This is a genomic window from Lacinutrix neustonica, assembly GCF_026625145.1.
GTDB lineage: Bacteria > Bacteroidota > Bacteroidia > Flavobacteriales > Flavobacteriaceae > Lacinutrix > Lacinutrix neustonica.
Window position 1 is genome coordinate 1035095 of the sequence record NZ_CP113088.1, and the last position, 18555, is coordinate 1053649.

Here is an 18555-nt window from a genome sequence, read left to right on the forward strand (position 1 = left end):
AAACAAATTAAATGGGCTTAATTAAATCAGAAAAGTTCACAAAAGAACAAAACACAATCGCATTATTTGCAAAAGCATTTGGGCATCCGGCTCGCGTGGCTATCATTCAACATCTTTTTGAAATCAATTCTTGCGTCTGTGGCGATTTAGTCAATCAAATTGGGTTGGCACAACCCACCATTTCACAACATTTAAAAGAACTAAAAACATTAGGATTAATTAAAGGCTCGGTGGAAGGCACTAGTGTTTGCTATTGTATAGACCCGGAAAATTGGAAATCTATGAAAACGGTGTTGTTCGCTTTTTTAAATGAAGACACTATAAACCACGGCGACTGCTGTTAATACTTAAACATTATGACACTTACAGAAATTAAAAATACCTTAGAAAAATTAGACACGATTTCATTTACCTTACCAAATGGGACATTAGTTCCTAACCATTTTCATGTCACAGAAATAGGAAAGATTTCTAAAACCTTTATAGATTGTGGTGGTACTTTAAGGCAAGAAAAAAAAGTGAATTTTCAGCTCCGGAATGCAAACGATTATGATCACAGATTACATCCCGAAAAACTCTTAAAAATTATAGCACTCTCTCAAGACACTTTAAATCTTGAAGACTTAGAAATAGAGGTGGAATACCAAGGGGAGCAAACCATTGAAAAATTTGGTTTAGCCTTTGAGAACAATACTTTTTTATTAACGTCTTTAGTCACAGATTGTTTAGCGAAAGATGCCTGTGGTATTCCCGTTAAACAAAAAGTAAAACTCTCTCAGCTGCAAGATCAAGCTAGCTGCTCTCCTGAATCTGGTTGCTGTTAGCATGGAATGCGTTGGCATAAATAAAACCAACTATGTTCAAGTTCAAACCATTTATAAAGAAGGGATTAACACAGCGTTGGCCACGTTTGAAACAGAAGTTCCCGATTGGGATAAGTGGCAGGCCGCTCACCTATCGTTTGGTAGACTTTTAGCTAAAGAAAAAAATGCTTATTTGGGTTGGGCTGCGTTAAGTGCCACATCCACAAGACCAGTTTACAGAGGTGTTGCAGAAGCGAGCGTTTATGTGGCGAAGGATCACCGCGGACAAGGCATTGGAAAACGATTATTAGAGCAGCTAATTACCATAAGTGAAAACAATGAGATTTGGACCTTACAAGCCGGTATTATGAGGGAAAATAAAAGCAGTCTTAACTTACATTTGGGTTGCGGTTTTAGAATCATTGGTTATAGAGAAAAAATAGGAAAATTGAATAATAAGTGGCTAGATAATATTATTTTAGAAAGAAGAAGTAAAACCGTTGGGGTTTAGCTTTATTAAAAAAACAGCTCAAAAGCATGATACAATCAGAAAATAGAACCTCTTTTGATTCCCTACAAATCCACATACAAACGCTCAATGTTATAACGGTTAGCGATGACCGAAAAAAAGTACTACAACCCCTTGTTGACTATATTACAGAGAAAAAAAGCGCTCATGAGCCTATTAGGCTTAACTTTATTTGCACTCATAATTCACGTAGAAGCCATTTATCTCAAGTATGGGCACAGATTATGGCCTTTTATTATAAGGTAGAAAAAGTAACCTGCTATTCCGGTGGTACAGAAGCCACGGCATTATTCCCTAAAATAGCTGAGACGTTACAAAGCTGTGGGGTGCAAATTGAAACACTATCTGTGGAAAGTAATCCCGTATATGGTATTAAATTTGACGCTAACGCGCATCCCATTATTGGTTTTTCAAAAACATTTGATCATGTGTTCAATCCAGGAGTCAGCGTTTGCGGCCATATTAACCTGCTCATCCGCAGATGAAGCCTGCCCTTTTATTGCTGGTGCGGAAAGAAGGATTCCTGTGACCTATGACGATCCAAAGCTATTTGATAATACGCCACAACAGGACGAAAAATATCCGGAGCGCTCCAACCAAATAGCAACAGAAATGAAGTATGTTTTTGAACAAGTAAAAAACTAAGATTTCTATTTTCATAGGAATAATTAAGTACAACCTTAAACAGATTCCCACTTTCGTGGGAAATAAATATGAAAAAATACTACGCTGAAGCAATCGGAACATTCGCAATGGTTTTTTGTGGAACTGGTGCTATGACCATCAATGAAATTACAAATGGAGATATTTCTCACGTTGGTGTTGCAATGACTTGGGGATTAATAGTCATGGCCATGATTTATGCTTTTGGAGACATCTCTCGGCGCCCATTTTAATCCCGCGGTATCTATTGGATTTGCCTTTGCCAAACGCTTTGCCTGGAAAGAAGTCCCTAAATACATTATTGCTCAAGCCATTGGAGCAATAGTAGCCAGTGCGCTTTTGTGGTTTCTATTTCCTGATAGTCAGTTTTTAGGGGAAACCACCCCCGCTCAAGGATTTCCCCCATACAAAGCTGCCATTTTGGAGTTTCTACTCACGTTCTTTTTAATGGTTGTTATTATCAATGTGTCTACAGGAAGTAAAGAAATTGGCACGATGGCTGCCATTGCTGTAGGCGGCGTTATTTTACTCGAAGCCATGTTTGCTGGCCCAATGACAAAGGCCTCCATGAACCCTATTCGCTCCATTGCTCCTGCTCTATTTACTGGTAATTATCAGTATTTATGGTTGTATATTTCAGCACCCATATTAGGTGCAATCGCAGCCGTATCGTCTTGTAAACTAGTTAAGGAGGACTCCTGCTGCAAAGACATAAACTGTTAGTGTATTCGACTACAATCGTAGGTCACAAACTCTTGTTAATTTTGTTTAACTTAAACCTTAAACAGTTAAACATTTCGTATCTTTAGGCTATCAAATTTCAATAAGATGGCAAAGAAAAAAAACATGAGTGCAAATGACATGATTACTTATTATATGGATTATGTATTAGAGCACGACAAGCAACCAACATCGGTCTATAGTTTTGCAAAGCACAACCATTTTGAAGAGTCCAAATTCTATGAGTTTTTCGGTTCGTTTGAAGCCTTAGAAAAAGCAATATTCAATACGTTCTTCGATAATACAATGACCGCGCTACATAAAAGTCAAGACTATAAAGATTTTGAGCCTCGCAACCAACTCCTTAGTTTCTATTTTACTTTTTTTGAAAATTTAACAGCGAATAGAAGTTATGTTATTTATGCCCTACACAAGCATAAAAACAGCATGAAATCACTAGGCGCCTTAGCGACATTAAAGTCAAGCTTTACACATTATATTTCAGAACTAGGCATTGAGATGATTGACCTAAAACAAGATCAATTAGAAAAAATCCAAACTAGAAGCTTAAAAGAGACCGCTTGGCTGCAACTCTTATTAACTATAAAATTTCGCTGGATGACACCTCACCTAATTTTGAAAAAACGGATATTTTTATCGAAAAATCGGTAAACACGAGTTTTGATGTGCTGGATGTTGCACCCCTTAAAAGTTTAATTGACTTTGGAAAATTCATTTTCAAAGAGAAAATCTAGATGAATTAATTTAAATTTTACCACTTTGAAAACGATAGACAACATACCAACCTCAAAAATCCAACGCGCCTCAAAATTAGTCCAAACGGGTGCCAAGGTTGGGGTTAATTATATTAAGTATTATGGTGATCGCATTACGAAAACCGAATTAGAATCTAAAGAAAGATTAAATGAAAATAATGCCGAAGACATTTATGATGGCTTAAAAAAACTGAAAGGAAGCGCGCTTAAAGTTGCGCAAATGCTAAGTATGGAAAAGAGTATATTACCGCAAGCTTATGTAGAGAAATTTTCATTAGCGCAGTTTTCCGTGCCTCCCTTATCGGCGCCCTTAGTGACCAAAACCTTCAAAAAATACTTTGGTAAATTACCAACTGAAATTTTCGAGACCTTCAATGCAACCTCTGTAAATGCTGCCAGCATCGGGCAGGTACATATTGCAGAAAAGGATGGAAAGAAACTTGCTGTAAAAATTCAATACCCTGGTGTCGCAGAGAGTATTTCTAGTGACTTAGCCATGGTAAAGCCTATTGCTATTAAGATGTTTAACATTAAAGGAAAAGATAGCGATAAATACTTTCAGGAAGTAGAAGATAAATTGGTTGAAGAAACTAATTATCTCTTAGAAATTGAACAAAGTATGGAACTCGTGAAAGCGTGCCAACACATCCCTAATCTCAAATTTCCTCGTTATTACGAAGCATTGTCTTCAGAACGCATCATTACTATGGACTGGATGGAAGGTGAACACCTTTCTGAATTCACCGCCTATAATACCGACCAGAACAAAGCAAATATCTTAGGCCAAGCCCTTTGGGATTTCTATATGTTCCAAATACATAACTTGAAAAAAGTACATGCCGATCCGCATCCAGGTAATTTTTTAATTTCTAAACAAGGAGAACTCGTTGCTCTAGATTTTGGCTGTATGAAAAGCATCCCGGACGAATTCTATGTCCCTTATTTTGAATTAGCTAAAAAAGAATGTATCGATAACCCCGAACTTTTTGATGCCAAAATGTATGAATTGGAAATTCTCCGAGCAGATGATTCGCTCGAAGAACTTGCCTTTTTTAGAAGTTTATTTCACGAAATGTTAAGTTTATTTACCCAGCCGTTCCATAATGAAACTTTTGATTTTTCTAATCCACAGTTTTTCGAAAAAATTGGAGAATTAGGCCAGCGGTATAGTAAAAGTGCAGAATTACGTAAAATGAATGGCAATCGAGGCTCTAAACATTTTATTTATATCAACCGCACCTTTTTTGGCCTATATAACTTGATGTTTGATTTAAAAGCTCAAGATGTTAAAATAAATAACTTTAACACCTTATAAATGGCGGTTTTCAACAGTAAGGACATTAATAATTTAGAGCATCTATATAAGATTAACCTTATTAATAGCTGTTCCGGTTTTAAAAGCGCTAATTTAATAGCTACAACCTCAAAAGAAGGTGTTGAAAATGTTGCTGTATTTAGTTCTGTGACACATGTTGGGTCCAACCCTCCTTTGCTAGGTTTCTTTTGTAGACCGACCACTGTTACACGTAATACTTACACTAATATTAAAGACACTGGTATTTACACGATGAACCCTATTCATGAATCCATTCTTGAGGATGCCCACCATACCTCGGCAAAATACCCTTCAGAAATCTCAGAATTTGATAGAACAGGCTTAATTTCAGAATACAAAAGAGACTGTATTGCCCCTTTTGTTAAAGAAGCACCCATTCAAATAGAAATGAAATTTATTGAGGAATATTTTATTAAAGCGAATGAGACGATTTTGGTGATAGGCGAAATTCAAAATTTGTATATTCAAGATCATTTGCTAGCAAAAGATGGTTTTATAGATTTGGAAAAGGCCAATATCGCAGCCATTAATGGTCTAGACGGCTATACCATTCCGAAATTAAAAACAAGATTGAATTACCGAGAGACCAAAAATTTAAATTGGTAATATTATTGGATTGGGCATAATAGAGAATAAAAATGTTTAGATAAAAATAAACTCCATTAATAGGAAGGTCAATAAAAATCAATGGCTTACAACATTTCAAAACCGCGAGGTGTGATCTAAAGTTATAAATTAAATAAAATGAGAGTATTAGTTACAGGTGCTACGGGGTATATAGGAAAACGATTAATACCCCTGTTAATAGAACAAGGTCATACTGTAATATGTGCGGTACGGGGCAAACTACGAACAGAACACCGCTATAGAGCAGAGGATCATGTCATTGTCGTTGAAGCCGATTTTTTAAATCCGGAAACACTTGAAAACATCCCCAAAGATATCGATGCTGCCTATTATTTAATTCATTCTATGTCGAATAGCATTGATAGTTTTCATCAAATGGAAAACGACTGTGCGATGAATTTTAAACACTACATCGAACAAACTAATACCAAGCAGGTTATTTATTTAAGCGGTATTACTAACGATACTAAGCTCTCGAAACATTTGTTATCGCGAAAAAATGTAGAACAAGCATTACAATCTTCAACCTATGCCTTAACTGTTTTTAAAGCGGGTATTATAGTAGGCTCGGAAGTTCTTCTTTTGAAATTATTAGAGATTTAGTAGAAAAACTTCCCGTTATGATAGCGCCAAAATGGTTGAATACAAAAACGCAACCCATTGGTATTCGAGATGTCCTATCCTTTTTAAGTCGCGGCCTAGGCGATTCCCGTTTATATAATAAATCTTATGACATTTTTGGTCCGAGAAATTTTAACCTATAAGCAAATGTTGCTGCGTTTTGCGAAAATTAGAAAACTGAAAAGATCTATTATTACAGTTCCAGTAATGACCCCCAAATTATCGAGTTACTGGCTTTATTTTGTAACATCAACCTCATACAAACTAGCGTGAACCTTAGTCAATAGCATGGGTGTTGAAATCATTGGTAATAAAAGCAACATTAACAGGCTATTAGATATTGAACCCATGAATTATGATGAAGCCGTACAATTTGCCTTTGTCAAGATTAAACAAAACAGTATACTCTCCAGTTGGAAGGATTCTTTTGTTAGCAGTCGCTATAAAAAGCGGGTTTCAACAAAATACGTCCATGTCCCAAAATATGGCTGTTTTAAAGATGTAAAAGAAAGAAACGTTCTAGACGAGGACCGCACTTTTGCGAAAATATGTGCTATTGGAGGTGAAAACGGCTGGTATTACGGCACGTTTTTATGGAAAATTCGTGGCTATATGGACAAGTTGGTGGGCGGTACCGGGTTACGTCGCGGTAGAACGAATAAAAATACGATTAGAACTGGGGATGCTTTAGACTTTTGGCGCGTGCTTCTTATCGATAAAAAAAACAAACGCCTTTTACTTTTTGCTGAAATGAAATTACCTGGGGAAGCCTGGTTAGAATTTCGGGTTGCCAAAGGAAAAGTATACCAGCGTGCTGTTTTTAGACCTCGCGGATTAGCAGGTCGCTTATATTGGTATAGTGTTTTACCATTTCATGGGTTTATATTTAAAGGGATGATAAATAAATTAGCCAATGCCTAAACGTATAGAAAAACAAAACCGCCCAACCAAAACCTGCCCTACTTGTGGTTTGCTATTTACTTGGCGTAAAAAATGGGAAAAGGATTGGAACAACGTAAAATATTGTAGTGACAAATGCAGGAAAAACAAAACAGCGGCCTCATCTGGTTTAGAAACGATTTACGATTAAGAGATAACACGTCTTTTAGTAAAGCCTTAAACAACAGCAGTCAAGTTGTGGCTGTTTACTGCTTTGACCCCGGACAATTTTCTAAAGATGGTTTCGGATTCAAAAAAACAGAAAAATTTAGAGCACAGTTCCTAATAGAAACTATAGCGGATCTAAAATCGGAATTACGGCCTTTTAATATTCCATTATTTATATATCACGCCTTTACAGAAGCATCCATCTCCAAATTACATAAGCAATTTCATTTCAAGTCCATTTATTTTCAAAAGGAATGGACGCCCGAGGAATTAGCTATTAGTGAAAACGTTTTGGGTGTACTTCCGGAAGACATAGAGATTGTTGAAACCTATAATCAGTTTTTATACCACCCGGAAGACCTCCCCTTCTCTTTTAAAGCGGTTCCGGAGGTCTTTACTGAGTTTCGTAAAAAAGTACAAGACCACAGTGAAATACGCCCTGAAACCCAACCGAGAGACTGCTGCTTTTCAACAAGAAACAATTCAAAACGACACAAAAAGCCCCTCCTTAAAAGAGTTGGGGCTTGATGATTTTGAAACCCATCCGAATGCTGCATTCCCATTTAGAGGTGGAGAAACCGAAGCCATTAAACGTTTGGAAGATTACTTTTTTACCTCTAAAAAACTTGGTGTTTATAAGAAAACAAGAAATGGATTAATAGGAACAAATTTTAGTTCTAAATTCTCTCCATGGCTGGCTAATGGTAGTTTAAGCGCTAGAACTATTTATTGGTACGTAATACAGTTTGAGCAAGAGTATTTTAAAAACGATTCGACGTACTGGTTGGTTTTTGAATTAATTTGGAGAGATTATTTTAAATACATTTCGTTAAAGCACAAAATCAACATTTTTCTTATTGGCGGTATTTTAGAAAAAGATTACGAATGGAAAAAGAATCTAAAAGTCATTGAGCAATGGATTAATGGGCAAACAGGCGAACCTTTTGTTGATGCCAATATGATTGAACTTAAAAAAACAGGTTGGATGAGTAATCGTGGGCGACAAAACGTAGCGAGTTATTTTGCCAAAACTTTAAATTTAGATTGGCGTATTGGTGCTGCCTATTTTGAATCCCAATTAATAGACTACGATGTACATAGCAATTATGGCAACTGGATGTATGTTTCAGGTGTAGGTAATGATCCAAGAGACCGAACATTTAACGTGAAACGACAAGCTGAGCGCTATGATAGCGCAGGTAAGTTTCAACGCTTGTGGTTACAAGACACTTTATTTTGAAACGATTGAAAACACTACGATTAATTTTAGGCGACCAATTAAACAGCAAACATTCTTGGTACAGGGACCCTCACGAAGACTACCTCTACTGTATGTTTGAAATGCGGCAGGAAACCGATTATGTTAAACACCACATTCAAAAAGTAGTTGGCTTCTTTGCGGCTATGCGAGACTTTGCAAAACATCTAGAGTCCAATAAATGTACTGTTATTTATTATACATTAGATGATAAACACAATACTCAAAACCTCGCCAAAAACCTTCAGCTACTTATTAAAACACATGCCATTGATACGTTTCAATACCAAATGCCGAGATGAATATCGTCTAGATGACCAGCTCAAGACCTTTTGTGATACCCTGAAAATAAATACCAAAGTCTTCTCTACTGAACATTTTTATACCAATCGTGACGATTTAGACACTTTCTTCAAAGGAAAGAAACAATGGGTAATGGAGTCTTTTTATCGCGACATGCGAAAGAAACACGATATATTAATGGTTGCTGGACAACCAGAAGGTGGTAAATGGAATTATGACAAAAGCAATAGAAACAAATGGAAAGGTGAGAACGCCATTCCCGATTTTAAAGCATTTCATAATGAGGTTTCAGAAATTATAGAATTACTACAATCTGAAGGCGTGGTCACCATTGGAACGTTTAATAGAGCTGTTTTTGAATATCCTATAAATAGAACTCAGGCATTAGACCAGCTTAAATACTTTTGCGAAAATCTTTTAGTACATTTTGGTGATTACCAAGACGCCATGCATACTAAAGAAGTCTATCTCTTTCACTCGCGTTTGTCGTTTGCCTTGAATTGTAAAATATTATCACCAAAGAATGTGATAGACACCATTCTAAATTATTGGCGTGAATATGGCGAAAATATAGATGTCTCTCAGGTAGAAGGGTTTATTCGCCAAATTATAGGTTGGAGAGAATACATGCGTGGTATGTATTGGGCGTTAATGCCCGATTATAAAACACAAAATCACTTAGAAAACTACAATCCATTGCCTAAATTCTTCTCGGACGGGTGATACGAAAATGAATTGTTTAAAACAGACCATTACAAATTCTTTAAATAATAGTTACGCCCATCACATTCAACGATTAATGATAACAGGAAATTATGCATTACTAACACAAATACATCCAGATGAAGTTGATGCCTGGTATTTAGGTATTTATATTGATGCTATTGAATGGGTGCAACTCCCAAATACCGAGGTATGAGTCAATATGCAGATGGTGGTAAAATTGCTACAAAGCCCTATGTTTCAAGTGGAAGCTACATTAATAAGATGAGCAATTACTGTAAAGAATGCCATTACAATCATAAAGAAAAAGTAGGTGACAAAGCTTGTCCTTTTAATAGTTTGTATTGGAATTTTCTCGGACGAAAAGCGTGAAAAATTGAGTGGGAATTTTAGAATGGGCATGATGTATAGTCTGCTGGACAAAATGAATAATGAAGATTTACAGGTTATAAAAGAAAGGGCTCAAAAAATCATTGAAAATCCTAACCAATTTTAATGAGCAATAAAGAAGAACTTCAAATTGTTTGGTTAAAACGAGATTTACGTTTAACAGATAACGAAGCCATTTACAAGGCATTATATTACGGAAAGCGGGTACTTCTACTCTATCTTTTTGAAGATTTTCTCCTCCATGATAAACACTATAGTGAAAGACATTGGAACTTTGTAAAGCAATCAATAGAAGACTTAAACAGTAATTTAAAAAACAATCAATCGAAGGTACTTGCTATTAATGACACTATTGAATCGTGTATGTTGAAACTTCAAAAACATTTTAATATTACAACGGTTTACTCGCATCAGGAAACAGGTATCAAAAAAACATTTGATCGGGATCTCGCGTTTTTATCATTTTGTAAAAAAAATAATATTCAGTGGATTGAGAATGTTAACAATGGTGTTTTTCGCGGCATTAAAAATAGGAAAACCTGGATTGAAGATTGGGAGCATTTTATAATGAAGGAAGACTATAAATTTCTCCCAAGACCCAATCAACTTATATCTATAGAAGAACTTGAAACTTTGAAAAAAGATTTCAATACTACTGATTTAAAATGTAATGAGAGTAAAACCATCCGAGAAAGGAGGAACAACAACAGGATTAAAATATTTGCATTCGTTTTTAAAGGAACGCCATAAAAATTATCGCTTTAATATTTCAAAACCTTTAGAAGCCGAGACTAAGTTGTAGTCGTTTGTCTCCTTACATTGCCTGGGGAAACCTTTCAATAAAGGAAGTAATCAATGCTACAGGCGAGGTCTTTAATGAGAGTTATCATAAAAAACATTTGAATGCCTTTCTTTCCAGATTACGTTGGCAGGCACATTTTATCCAGAAATTTGAAATGGAAAGTCAGATGGAATTTCAAAGTATCAATAAAGGCTATCACCACTTAGATAAATCTGTAAATTTAGAATTTCAAAATGCATGGAAAACCGGACGAACGGGTTTTCCACTTGTTGACGCCTGCATCCGATGTTTAAATGAAACAGGATACTTGAACTTTAGAATGCGCGCCATGATCGTTTCTATGTTCACCCATAATCTTTGGCAACCCTGGCAGGATATGAGTGAATACCTAGCCTCTCAATTTTTAGATTTTGAACCCGGTATTCACTATCCGCAAATACAAATGCAGGCAGGAGAAACAGGTATAAATATGTTAAGAATTTACAATCCTTTGAAAAATAGCATCGCGCACGACCCAGAAGGTGAATTTATTAAAAAATGGGTGCCGGAGTTGTCAAGACTAGAAGCGCCTCATATTCATAACCCATCAGAATTACCCTATTTTGATCAACAAATAACCGGTTTTGAATTGGGTGAAGACTACCCGTTTCCCATAGTGAATGAAAAAGAATCCAGGAAAAAAGCAAGTGATAGACTTTGGAGTATGAAAGAAGATGTTCTTGTTAAAAAAGAAGCTATACGCATATTAGGAAGGCATACGTTAAGCGACAGAAAAATTATGACCCGGAATTCTTAATAGCTTAAATTGAATACTTTACACCAACAATTTCACTGCCATCACTCAAAACTATGACACCATAAACAACTAATATGTTAATTTTTGTTTAACAAATATTAATTAAAGTTAAACATTTCGTAACTTTGATTACATTAGAAATAAAAAATTGATATTTAACACCACATACACAGACAAGAAAACCAAAGTATTAATCAACGATTTACTTGGGAAGCCGTACTCCTTTATGCAATCCATTAAAATGAAAGGTACAGGTTCTAAACGTATGATTGTTGATGAAGTGAGTCCGAGTTTACACCGCTATCTCAATATTATTTCTGACATAAACTATGCAAATATTGAATTAAGACCGAGTGGTATATTAATTCATATCAATCAAGGTTTAAAAAATTTTAGTTGGGCGATTCCTTATTACCACTTGGTTATTTACAAGACCAACGGTTCCAGCATTCATGCTCAAGGCAAGTTTATTCATTTTAGAAACAGTAAAACCTTTAAGGAGAATAAGTCTTTTTTTGATCGACTGTTTGCGTTAAAAGTAAATTTTGATGAACAATACAAATTCATGGACCAATAGATGACAAAAGACTATACTTTAGAGCAACTAGATCGCATTATTGAAATGGCATGGGAAGACAGAACACCATTTGACGCCATTGCCTTTCAATTTGACATTAAAGAACAAGAGGTAATAAACCTTATGAGACGCGAGATGAAATCTAGCAGTTTTAAACTTTGGCGCGCTCGGGTACAAGGTCGTACAACAAAGCACTCGAAAAAACGTGATTTTGATGAGGGGCGTTTTAAAAGCTCTAGACAAAAACAAATTACACATAATAAAATAAGTAAACGATAAATATTGCTATGGCACGAGCTCTAAAGGTATTACTTTCCAATAAGCGAATGACAAGCAAAAAGCATCTAACGTATTAAAAATAATTAAACACCACCGATGAAAAATCCAAATTTAGAACTGCTTACAGAAAAAAACGGAATGAAGCTCAATGGTTTCTCTTCTGAAGATATTGGTGACGATCACTTATATACAGGACTAGAAACCCCCATGAAAACGGATGCTTTTAAATGGAGTGATGAAGAAAAGAAAGAAAAAATTGCCCTTCTTTTTGAAGAAATCATGGACGTTATGGGCTTAGATCTTACTGATGATTCGCTAAGGGGCACACCGGACCGCGTGGCTAAAATGTACATTGATGAAATATTTTCCGGATTAAACCCGAATAATAAACCAAAAATTGCTTTATTTGACAATAAGTATCAATATAACCGAGATGCTTGTCGAAAAAAATATCACGTTTTACTCTAACTGTGAGCATCACTTTGTTCCTATCATTGGTAAAGCACACGTGTCATACATTTCTTCCGGCAAGGTTATTGGTCTATCAAAGTTGAACCGGATTGTACAATATTTTGCGAAAAGACCGCAAGTACAAGAACGTTTAACAAATCAAATAGCAAACGAATTAAAACTAATTCTCGAAACAGAAGATATAGCTGTAATTATTGATGCAAAACATTTATGTGTGTCATCACGCGGTATCAAAGACGATACCTCTACAACTGTAACTGCTTATTACGGAGGCGCTTTTAAATCGCAAGCCAAAATAACTGAATTACAGAATTATCTAAAAGATTGACAATGGACATTTTAAAAAAAGCCTTAGAATTTGAAGAAGCGGGTACAACATTTATAACCACGAATGAACGTATAATAGCTTCGCGCCAAGTAAAAGAACTCATATTAGGCTTAAACGAAATTTATAAAGAAACAAAAAACCCTGAGCTTATGGACGTTATGAAACGTCTTACAGCTATGAAGCAAAAAATTGAAAAGCGATTAAAAGGTCGCCCTACATCATAGAGAATACAGCTTAAAAGCTGCCTTCCGTCTATGCTAAAACATCTCATAAAAATATGAAAAACATACTAGTTATAGGCGGAAGCAAAGGTATTGGCAATGCCATTATTACCTGTCTATTAGACAATAATAAGGTTATAAACATTAGTAGAACGTCCCCAAAACAGTCACATCAAAATTTAACACATCACGCCTGTGATGTGTTAAAGGATGACCTCCGAGACTTAGAGGCTCTAGACGTCCTAATCTATTGCCCAGGCAGCATCAATTTGAAACCCATTTCCAGGCTAAGCTTAGACGATTTTAGAGCCGATTTTGAAATCAATGTCCTTGGCGCGGTAAAGGCTATTCAAAAATATTTACCTGTTTTGAAAAACGGGAAGTCACCGGCTATTCTATTATTTAGTACCGTTGCTGCTAAACTAGGCATGCCCTTTCATGCCAGTGTAGCCACAGCAAAATCTGGTGTTGAAGGTTTAGTGAAATCCTTAGGTGCTGAATTAGCGCCAAGCATTCGTATTAACGCCATTGCGCCAACGGTAACAGACACTACCTTGGCTTCTAAATTGCTCCGGAATGAGAAAATGGTAGAAAATATGGTGGATCGCCACCCTCTTAAAAAATTTCTAAATCCTGAAGAAGTTGCCAATATGGCAGACTTTTTAATTTCTGATAAAGCGGCGTCTATTTACGGGCAAATTTTTGAAATGGATTGTGGTATTGTAAGTTTCAAAATTTAAGTTATGAATCCATTTCAAGTTTTCTTTAAAACCTTTTTCACCAAGCCTATTGAAGCGACCGGAACCCGTCAAATCACCTCTATTTACGACATTAAAATAAGGAGCTTGAATGGCAAAGCTATTGATTTATCAGATTTTAAAAACAAACATGTATTATTTGTTAATGTGGCTTCCAAATGTGGCTTTACACCGCAATATAAGCAGCTACAAGAATTGAGTGACACCTATAAAGACACCCTAATGGTCATTGGTGTACCATGCAATCAATTTGGTAAGCAAGAACCTGGAAATGCAAAAGAGATCGAAACATTTTGTGAAGTAAATTATGGTGTTACTTTTTTAATCACTGAAAAAATTGATGTTAAGGGACATGAAATACACCCCTTGTATCAATGGCTCACACAAAAATCGAAAAACGGAAGCTCTAATTCTTCAGTGAAATGGAATTTTCAAAAATATTTAGTAGATGGAAACGGTGTCCTTAAGGATTATTTCTACTCTGCCACTACCCCTTTAAGTAAAAAAATAACCAAGTATTTATGAAACTAGCCAAACGTATATTGCTTTTCTTAATCCTTAATTTTGGAGGGTTAGCTTATGGAAGCTGGTTGATGAATAATGGCCCGTTAACCCAATGGTATACTAGCCTTAACAAAGCGCCTTGGACACCACCAGGCTGGGTCTTTGGTATTGCTTGGACGCTCATCATGATTTGTTTTTCTATCTATTTAGGCTACTTGTTTTTAAAATCGGATACGTTACAATTGCGATTGGCAGTCGCCTTTCAATTGGTCTTAAATGTCTCATGGAATTACGTGTTTTTCAATCAACACAAAATAGCGTTCGCTCTAGTTGTTATTAGTACACTAACGATTGTTGTGTTCACCTTTTTCTTTTGCAATAGGAAAAAAATGCACGCTAAGAGTTATTTGCTGTTCCCTTATATGATTTGGATGTTGATTGCAACCTCTTTAAATGCGTATATCCTAGTCAATAATTAAATAAGAGCGCTGCACTAGCGCTGAAAATATAATTAAAAATGGCGATCCGTCGCTGGCACATTATGAAAATATACAGATTACATAAAAAACAAAAGCTTCCCATTACCAAAGCACAAGCTTGGGCCTTTTTATCCAGTCCGAATAATTTGAAAACAATTACCCCGGATTACATGGGCTTCAATATTCTTTACGGAGCAGATAGGCCCATGTTTGCAGGACAAATCATTCAATACATTGTAACCCCGGTTTTAGGTATAAAAACCAAATGGGTCACAGAAATCACCCATGTGCAAGAGGGCGATTACTTTGTCGATGAACAACGTTTTGGTCCCTATGCCTTATGGCATCATAAACATTTTATTAAAGAAATTGATGGTGGCATTGAGATGGAGGATATTATTGATTACAAAATCCCCTTTGGCATTTTGGGGCAACTGGTACATCCATTTCTAGTAAAACCAAAACTCAATGAGATTTTCGAGTACCGTACTAAAAAACTGGAAGCCCTTTTTGGCGTTTATAAATAATGAGTCCGCGCCGCAGATGCGTAAGTGAAATTTATCTTTTTAATGAAACAAACTGTAAATATATTCCGGTTTCGACGCGACTTGCGTTTGGACGATAATGTGGGCTTCTATGAAGCCCTGAAATCTGACCATCCCGTGTTACCCCTATTTATTTTCGATAGTGACATTCTAGAAAAATTACCGGAAGACGACGCTCGTGTGAATTTTATTCATACCACGATTCAAACATTACGAAAAACCGTGCAGGATGAATACGGTAGCAGCATCGCCTTGTATTTTGGTAAACCTGAAGTCATCTTCAAACAATTAATTGAAAACTACACCATAGACACTGTGTTTACCAATCATGATTATGAACCGTATGCTACCGCACGTGATGAAAACATAGAAAAGGTACTCAAAGAAAATGATATCTCTTTTAAAAGCTTTAAAGATCAGGTTATTTTTGAAAAAGACGAAATCACAAAGGACGACGGTAAGCCGTATCGCGTGTATACGCCCTTTATGAAAAGATGGAAAGAAGCCTTCATTTCTCATGATTTAAAAATCTACTACACCAATGATTTTCTCAATAACCTAATTCAAAACTCAAGGCTTCCAAATTTAGAATTATCAGACATTGGATTTAGGAAATCAAAGCAAGACATTGCCCCGTATACGGTGACCCCAACTTTAATTCAAGACTATGAAGCTACCGGAAATTTTCCAGCAAAAGACAGCACGTCACGATTAGGACCCCATTTACGATTCGGCACCGTAAGCATACGTAAAATGATTAAGAAAGCCATTGCGGAAAAGAATGAAATTTTCTCGGCAGGAGTTGATATGGCGTGAATTTTTCATGCAAATCTTATGGCATTTTCCGAGACACCCATAAAGACGCTTTTAAAGCCAAATATGACCGCATTGAATGGCGTAATAATGAGCAGGAGTTTAAACTCCGGTGTGAAGGAAAAACGGGCTACCCTTTAGTAGATGCTGGTATGCGACAATTAAACAAAACAGGGTTTATGCACAATCGCGTACGCATGTTAGTGGGTAGCTTTTTATGCAAGCATTTGTTAATCGATTGGCGCTTAGGAGAAGCCTATTTTGCAGAAAAGCTACACGATTACGAGATGGCAAGTAACGTAGGGAACTGGCAATGGGTGGCGGGTTCACGGCGTTGACGCATCTCCTTATTTTCGAATCTTCAATCCTACGACACAAATTGATAAATTTGATAAGGATAGGAAATACATCAAACAATGGGTTCCTGAGTTTGGTACCGACAACTATCCGAGAAAAAATAGTGGACCATAAAGAAGCGCGCGAGCGGTGTTTGCGAGTATACAAGGAAGCAGTAAGTTAATAGTAGAACTTTCAAAATCTAGTGAAAATTATAAGAGGAACAGAATACTTATAAAACCAAAACCTTTTCTCAAATTCTTTATTTTTAAAAACTACACAGTAGGCACTGCTACAATTATTAATATATCAAAAAAGGAAAAGCTATTATAAACATTAGTCTTGAAAGACTAATGTTTATATAAATGAATTCAATCGAGTTAAAAGGACATTATATTAAGGTCGATAAATAATAAAATGCTGGATAGGCAGCTGAAAAACCCCATACAAAATCGTTTAAACCCATTACTATTGCTATCGATAAATGAAATAAGAAACCGAAACCTAAAAAGATTAAAGTTATTTGTGGATCTAAAAATATAACTAAGGGAAAGCATATTTCCATTATAATAGTAAGCCAACATAAAGTCAAACACATAAACTTGTTTTTGGTAAGTTTTTCTCTAGTAAATTTCATACCATAGGTATAAGTGCTTAAAATACCCTGAATAGCTAAACCGCTTCTCCATTGTTTAGAAAATAATTTTGCAATTCCTGCAACGGTATACGATAACGATAATTGAAAGGCAATAAAGAAAATACCAATTTTTTGAATCTTAGGATCACTTGCAAAAACATAACATAAAAACAAGGTGATAATAAGCAACAACGACATTTGATCTGCTCCATCCAAACCATAAGAATGTCTGTAATACAATAGTAAATTGACACTTAATAATACCACCACAGCACTACTAAACAGTACACTATTAAATGCTGAGACATAAATAATTACGGTAGACATTAAAGATAAAGCAATAAGTGAAATCACACCGTTTTTTGAATAAATAAGGTTAAAAAACCAACCGAGTTTTCCCATTTGAAACATATCTATTCCAATTACCGAATAATCAAAAGCCTTCCCTTTTTGAAACATTTTTATAGTGGATAAATATTCGAACGATTTTATAGATAATCCTATAGATAATATTAAAATGATGTAGTAGTATATAATTGTAATTTCCATGATTTAAAATTTATGAAAAGGTGAATAAAATAAAGGGATTAAATTTCTTTGGCCGCCAATATTTGTAGAATCTAAAACGATAAATTGCCGAGATACTGAAGTGTCTTTTTTCTTTTTATGGCTAAATATCATATTTAGTAATAACATATAACCTTTAGAGAATTTAATTTGGTTAACAAGAATTGTGTCGTCAATTTCTTTTAGTATCCCAGCATTTTTAATGGCCTTAACCTCAGAAATAGCATCAATAGTTAGTTTATTTGTTCGTTTATGAGGATTCCAAATAAAATGATAAAATTTTCGGCTTTGTACGACATCGATCTCATCCCAATCACTAAATTCTCCACCATCTAACTTATCTCTATATAAAAGATGGGTATCATACATCCCAGGATTTGGTGCAAAAAAAGTCCAAATGGGTAATATATTAAAAGTGTTTATGATCCGTAGTATTTTGTTTTGTTCTCTTACTTTTTCAAATTGCCAAGCCATGGTAAAAAGTAACCAAGCTCCAAAAATTATTAAATATAATATATACATTGTTTGTTTTTTTAATTAAAAGATGCCTTAACTTAAATAAGCTTTACAAGCTATTTCCTCAAGA

20 protein-coding genes and 7 pseudogenes are annotated in these 18555 nt (G+C 35.5%); 25 read left to right on the forward strand and 2 right to left on the reverse strand.

Going from position 1 to position 18555, the window contains the following annotated elements:
* Window positions 1-11: 11 nt before the first annotated feature.
* From N7U66_RS05695 to N7U66_RS05810, 25 genes and pseudogenes are all read left to right on the forward strand, one after another.
* Window positions 12-344, forward strand: a complete 333-nt coding sequence (locus N7U66_RS05695) for an ArsR/SmtB family transcription factor (protein ID WP_267677692.1) — start codon at window positions 12-14, stop codon at window positions 342-344.
* Window positions 345-356: 12 nt separating this feature from the next.
* Window positions 357-824 carry a DUF6428 family protein gene (locus N7U66_RS05700; protein WP_267677693.1) on the forward strand — a complete coding sequence of 156 codons (468 nt, stop codon included), beginning with the start codon at window positions 357-359 and terminating at the stop codon, window positions 822-824.
* Window position 825: 1 nt separating this feature from the next.
* Window positions 826-1314 (forward strand): GNAT family N-acetyltransferase, encoded by a 489-nt coding sequence (locus N7U66_RS05705; protein WP_267677694.1) that lies wholly within the window; start codon window positions 826-828, stop codon window positions 1312-1314.
* A gap of 26 nt (window positions 1315-1340) precedes the next feature.
* A pseudogene (locus tag N7U66_RS05710) lies at window positions 1341-1977 on the forward strand (arsenate-mycothiol transferase ArsC).
* 68 nt (window positions 1978-2045) lie between these two features.
* Window positions 2046-2228: an aquaporin gene (locus N7U66_RS05715; RefSeq protein ID WP_267677695.1), complete on the forward strand. Its 183-nt coding sequence runs from the start codon at window positions 2046-2048 to the stop codon at window positions 2226-2228.
* Window positions 2194-2718, forward strand: coding sequence for an MIP/aquaporin family protein (locus tag N7U66_RS05720; protein WP_267677696.1), 525 nt, complete (start codon window positions 2194-2196; stop codon window positions 2716-2718). Before N7U66_RS05715 ends, N7U66_RS05720 begins: the two co-directional genes overlap by 35 nt.
* Before the next feature lie 303 nt (window positions 2719-3021).
* Window positions 3022-3470, forward strand: a pseudogene (locus N7U66_RS05725) (TetR family transcriptional regulator C-terminal domain-containing protein).
* 25 nt (window positions 3471-3495) lie between these two features.
* Entirely contained in the window at window positions 3496-4806 is a 1311-nt protein-coding gene (locus tag N7U66_RS05730) for an ABC1 kinase family protein (protein ID WP_267677697.1), read from the forward strand.
* Window positions 4807-5433 (forward strand): flavin reductase family protein, encoded by a 627-nt coding sequence (locus N7U66_RS05735; RefSeq protein ID WP_267677698.1) that lies wholly within the window; start codon window positions 4807-4809, stop codon window positions 5431-5433. It abuts the gene before it with no gap.
* Window positions 5434-5571: 138 nt separating this feature from the next.
* Window positions 5572-6996: pseudogene (locus N7U66_RS05740) on the forward strand (SDR family oxidoreductase).
* A complete protein-coding gene (locus tag N7U66_RS05745; protein WP_267677699.1) occupies window positions 6989-7165 on the forward strand; it encodes a DUF2256 domain-containing protein in 177 nt (58 codons plus the stop codon). Before N7U66_RS05740 ends, N7U66_RS05745 begins: the two are co-directional and overlap by 8 nt.
* Window positions 7111-7554: pseudogene (locus N7U66_RS05750) on the forward strand (deoxyribodipyrimidine photo-lyase); the annotation flags it as partial. The gene N7U66_RS05745 and the pseudogene N7U66_RS05750, both read left to right, overlap by 55 nt.
* The gene (locus N7U66_RS05755; RefSeq protein WP_267677700.1) at window positions 7505-8422 is read left to right on the forward strand and encodes a DASH family cryptochrome; all 918 of its coding nucleotides are present in this window, start codon (window positions 7505-7507) and stop codon (window positions 8420-8422) included. The pseudogene N7U66_RS05750 and the gene N7U66_RS05755, both read left to right, overlap by 50 nt.
* A 5-nt stretch (window positions 8423-8427) precedes the next feature.
* A pseudogene (locus N7U66_RS05760) lies at window positions 8428-9962 on the forward strand (cryptochrome/photolyase family protein).
* A complete protein-coding gene (locus tag N7U66_RS21405; RefSeq protein WP_313791418.1) occupies window positions 9962-10606 on the forward strand; it encodes a deoxyribodipyrimidine photo-lyase in 645 nt (214 codons plus the stop codon). Before N7U66_RS05760 ends, N7U66_RS21405 begins: the two are co-directional and overlap by 1 nt.
* Before the next feature lie 56 nt (window positions 10607-10662).
* A complete protein-coding gene (locus N7U66_RS21410; RefSeq protein WP_313791419.1) occupies window positions 10663-11454 on the forward strand; it encodes an FAD-binding domain-containing protein in 792 nt (263 codons plus the stop codon).
* Window positions 11455-11602: 148 nt separating this feature from the next.
* Window positions 11603-12031 carry a hypothetical protein gene (locus tag N7U66_RS05770; protein ID WP_267677701.1) on the forward strand — a complete coding sequence of 143 codons (429 nt, stop codon included), beginning with the start codon at window positions 11603-11605 and terminating at the stop codon, window positions 12029-12031.
* Window positions 12032-12310 (forward strand): TIGR03643 family protein, encoded by a 279-nt coding sequence (locus tag N7U66_RS05775; protein WP_267677702.1) that lies wholly within the window; start codon window positions 12032-12034, stop codon window positions 12308-12310. It begins immediately after the preceding gene.
* Window positions 12311-12598: 288 nt separating this feature from the next.
* Window positions 12599-13109: pseudogene (gene folE / locus N7U66_RS05780) on the forward strand (GTP cyclohydrolase I FolE).
* Window positions 13110-13111: 2 nt separating this feature from the next.
* On the forward strand, window positions 13112-13333 hold the full coding sequence (locus N7U66_RS05785) for a hypothetical protein (protein WP_267677703.1): 222 nt from the start codon (window positions 13112-13114) through the stop codon (window positions 13331-13333).
* A 53-nt stretch (window positions 13334-13386) separates the two neighbouring features.
* Complete coding sequence (locus N7U66_RS05790) at window positions 13387-14070, forward strand: SDR family NAD(P)-dependent oxidoreductase (RefSeq protein ID WP_267677704.1); 684 nt, start codon at window positions 13387-13389, stop codon at window positions 14068-14070.
* A gap of 3 nt (window positions 14071-14073) precedes the next feature.
* A complete protein-coding gene (locus N7U66_RS05795) occupies window positions 14074-14613 on the forward strand; it encodes a glutathione peroxidase (RefSeq protein ID WP_267677705.1) in 540 nt (179 codons plus the stop codon).
* A complete protein-coding gene (locus N7U66_RS05800; protein WP_267677706.1) occupies window positions 14610-15071 on the forward strand; it encodes a TspO/MBR family protein in 462 nt (153 codons plus the stop codon). The genes N7U66_RS05795 and N7U66_RS05800 overlap by 4 nt, the downstream gene beginning before the upstream one ends.
* A gap of 62 nt (window positions 15072-15133) precedes the next feature.
* The gene (locus tag N7U66_RS05805) at window positions 15134-15598 is read left to right on the forward strand and encodes an SRPBCC family protein (RefSeq protein ID WP_267677707.1); all 465 of its coding nucleotides are present in this window, start codon (window positions 15134-15136) and stop codon (window positions 15596-15598) included.
* A gap of 42 nt (window positions 15599-15640) precedes the next feature.
* Window positions 15641-16949, forward strand: a pseudogene (locus N7U66_RS05810) (cryptochrome/photolyase family protein).
* 207 nt (window positions 16950-17156) lie between these two features.
* Here the strand turns inward: N7U66_RS05810 and N7U66_RS05815 are convergent.
* Together N7U66_RS05815 and N7U66_RS05820 are read right to left on the reverse strand one after the other, a co-directional pair.
* A complete protein-coding gene (locus N7U66_RS05815; RefSeq protein ID WP_267677708.1) occupies window positions 17157-17951 on the reverse strand; it encodes a hypothetical protein in 795 nt (264 codons plus the stop codon).
* Between the two features lie 3 nt (window positions 17952-17954).
* Window positions 17955-18491 (reverse strand): hypothetical protein, encoded by a 537-nt coding sequence (locus N7U66_RS05820; protein WP_267677709.1) that lies wholly within the window; start codon window positions 18489-18491, stop codon window positions 17955-17957.
* Between the last annotated feature and the right edge of the window lie 64 nt (window positions 18492-18555).

Bases quoted from the DNA above. Each gene is read 5' to 3' on its own strand.
- N7U66_RS05695 (WP_267677692.1), top strand. From the start codon at position 12: ATGGGCTTAATTAAATCAGAAAAGTTCACAAAAGAACAAAACACAATC.
- N7U66_RS05700 (WP_267677693.1), top strand. From the start codon at position 357: ATGACACTTACAGAAATTAAAAATACCTTAGAAAAATTAGACACGATT.
- N7U66_RS05705 (WP_267677694.1), top strand. From the start codon at position 826: ATGGAATGCGTTGGCATAAATAAAACCAACTATGTTCAAGTTCAAACC.
- N7U66_RS05715 (WP_267677695.1), top strand. From the start codon at position 2,046: ATGAAAAAATACTACGCTGAAGCAATCGGAACATTCGCAATGGTTTTT.
- N7U66_RS05720 (WP_267677696.1), top strand. From the start codon at position 2,194: ATGCTTTTGGAGACATCTCTCGGCGCCCATTTTAATCCCGCGGTATCT.
- N7U66_RS05735 (WP_267677698.1), top strand. From the start codon at position 4,807: ATGGCGGTTTTCAACAGTAAGGACATTAATAATTTAGAGCATCTATAT.
- N7U66_RS05745 (WP_267677699.1), top strand. From the start codon at position 6,989: ATGCCTAAACGTATAGAAAAACAAAACCGCCCAACCAAAACCTGCCCT.
- N7U66_RS21405 (WP_313791418.1), top strand. From the start codon at position 9,962: ATGAGCAATAAAGAAGAACTTCAAATTGTTTGGTTAAAACGAGATTTA.
- N7U66_RS05775 (WP_267677702.1), top strand. From the start codon at position 12,032: ATGACAAAAGACTATACTTTAGAGCAACTAGATCGCATTATTGAAATG.
- N7U66_RS05785 (WP_267677703.1), top strand. From the start codon at position 13,112: ATGGACATTTTAAAAAAAGCCTTAGAATTTGAAGAAGCGGGTACAACA.
- N7U66_RS05790 (WP_267677704.1), top strand. From the start codon at position 13,387: ATGAAAAACATACTAGTTATAGGCGGAAGCAAAGGTATTGGCAATGCC.
- N7U66_RS05795 (WP_267677705.1), top strand. From the start codon at position 14,074: ATGAATCCATTTCAAGTTTTCTTTAAAACCTTTTTCACCAAGCCTATT.
- N7U66_RS05800 (WP_267677706.1), top strand. From the start codon at position 14,610: ATGAAACTAGCCAAACGTATATTGCTTTTCTTAATCCTTAATTTTGGA.
- N7U66_RS05805 (WP_267677707.1), top strand. From the start codon at position 15,134: ATGAAAATATACAGATTACATAAAAAACAAAAGCTTCCCATTACCAAA.
- N7U66_RS05815 (WP_267677708.1), bottom strand. From the start codon at position 17,951: ATGGAAATTACAATTATATACTACTACATCATTTTAATATTATCTATA.
- N7U66_RS05820 (WP_267677709.1), bottom strand. From the start codon at position 18,491: ATGTATATATTATATTTAATAATTTTTGGAGCTTGGTTACTTTTTACC.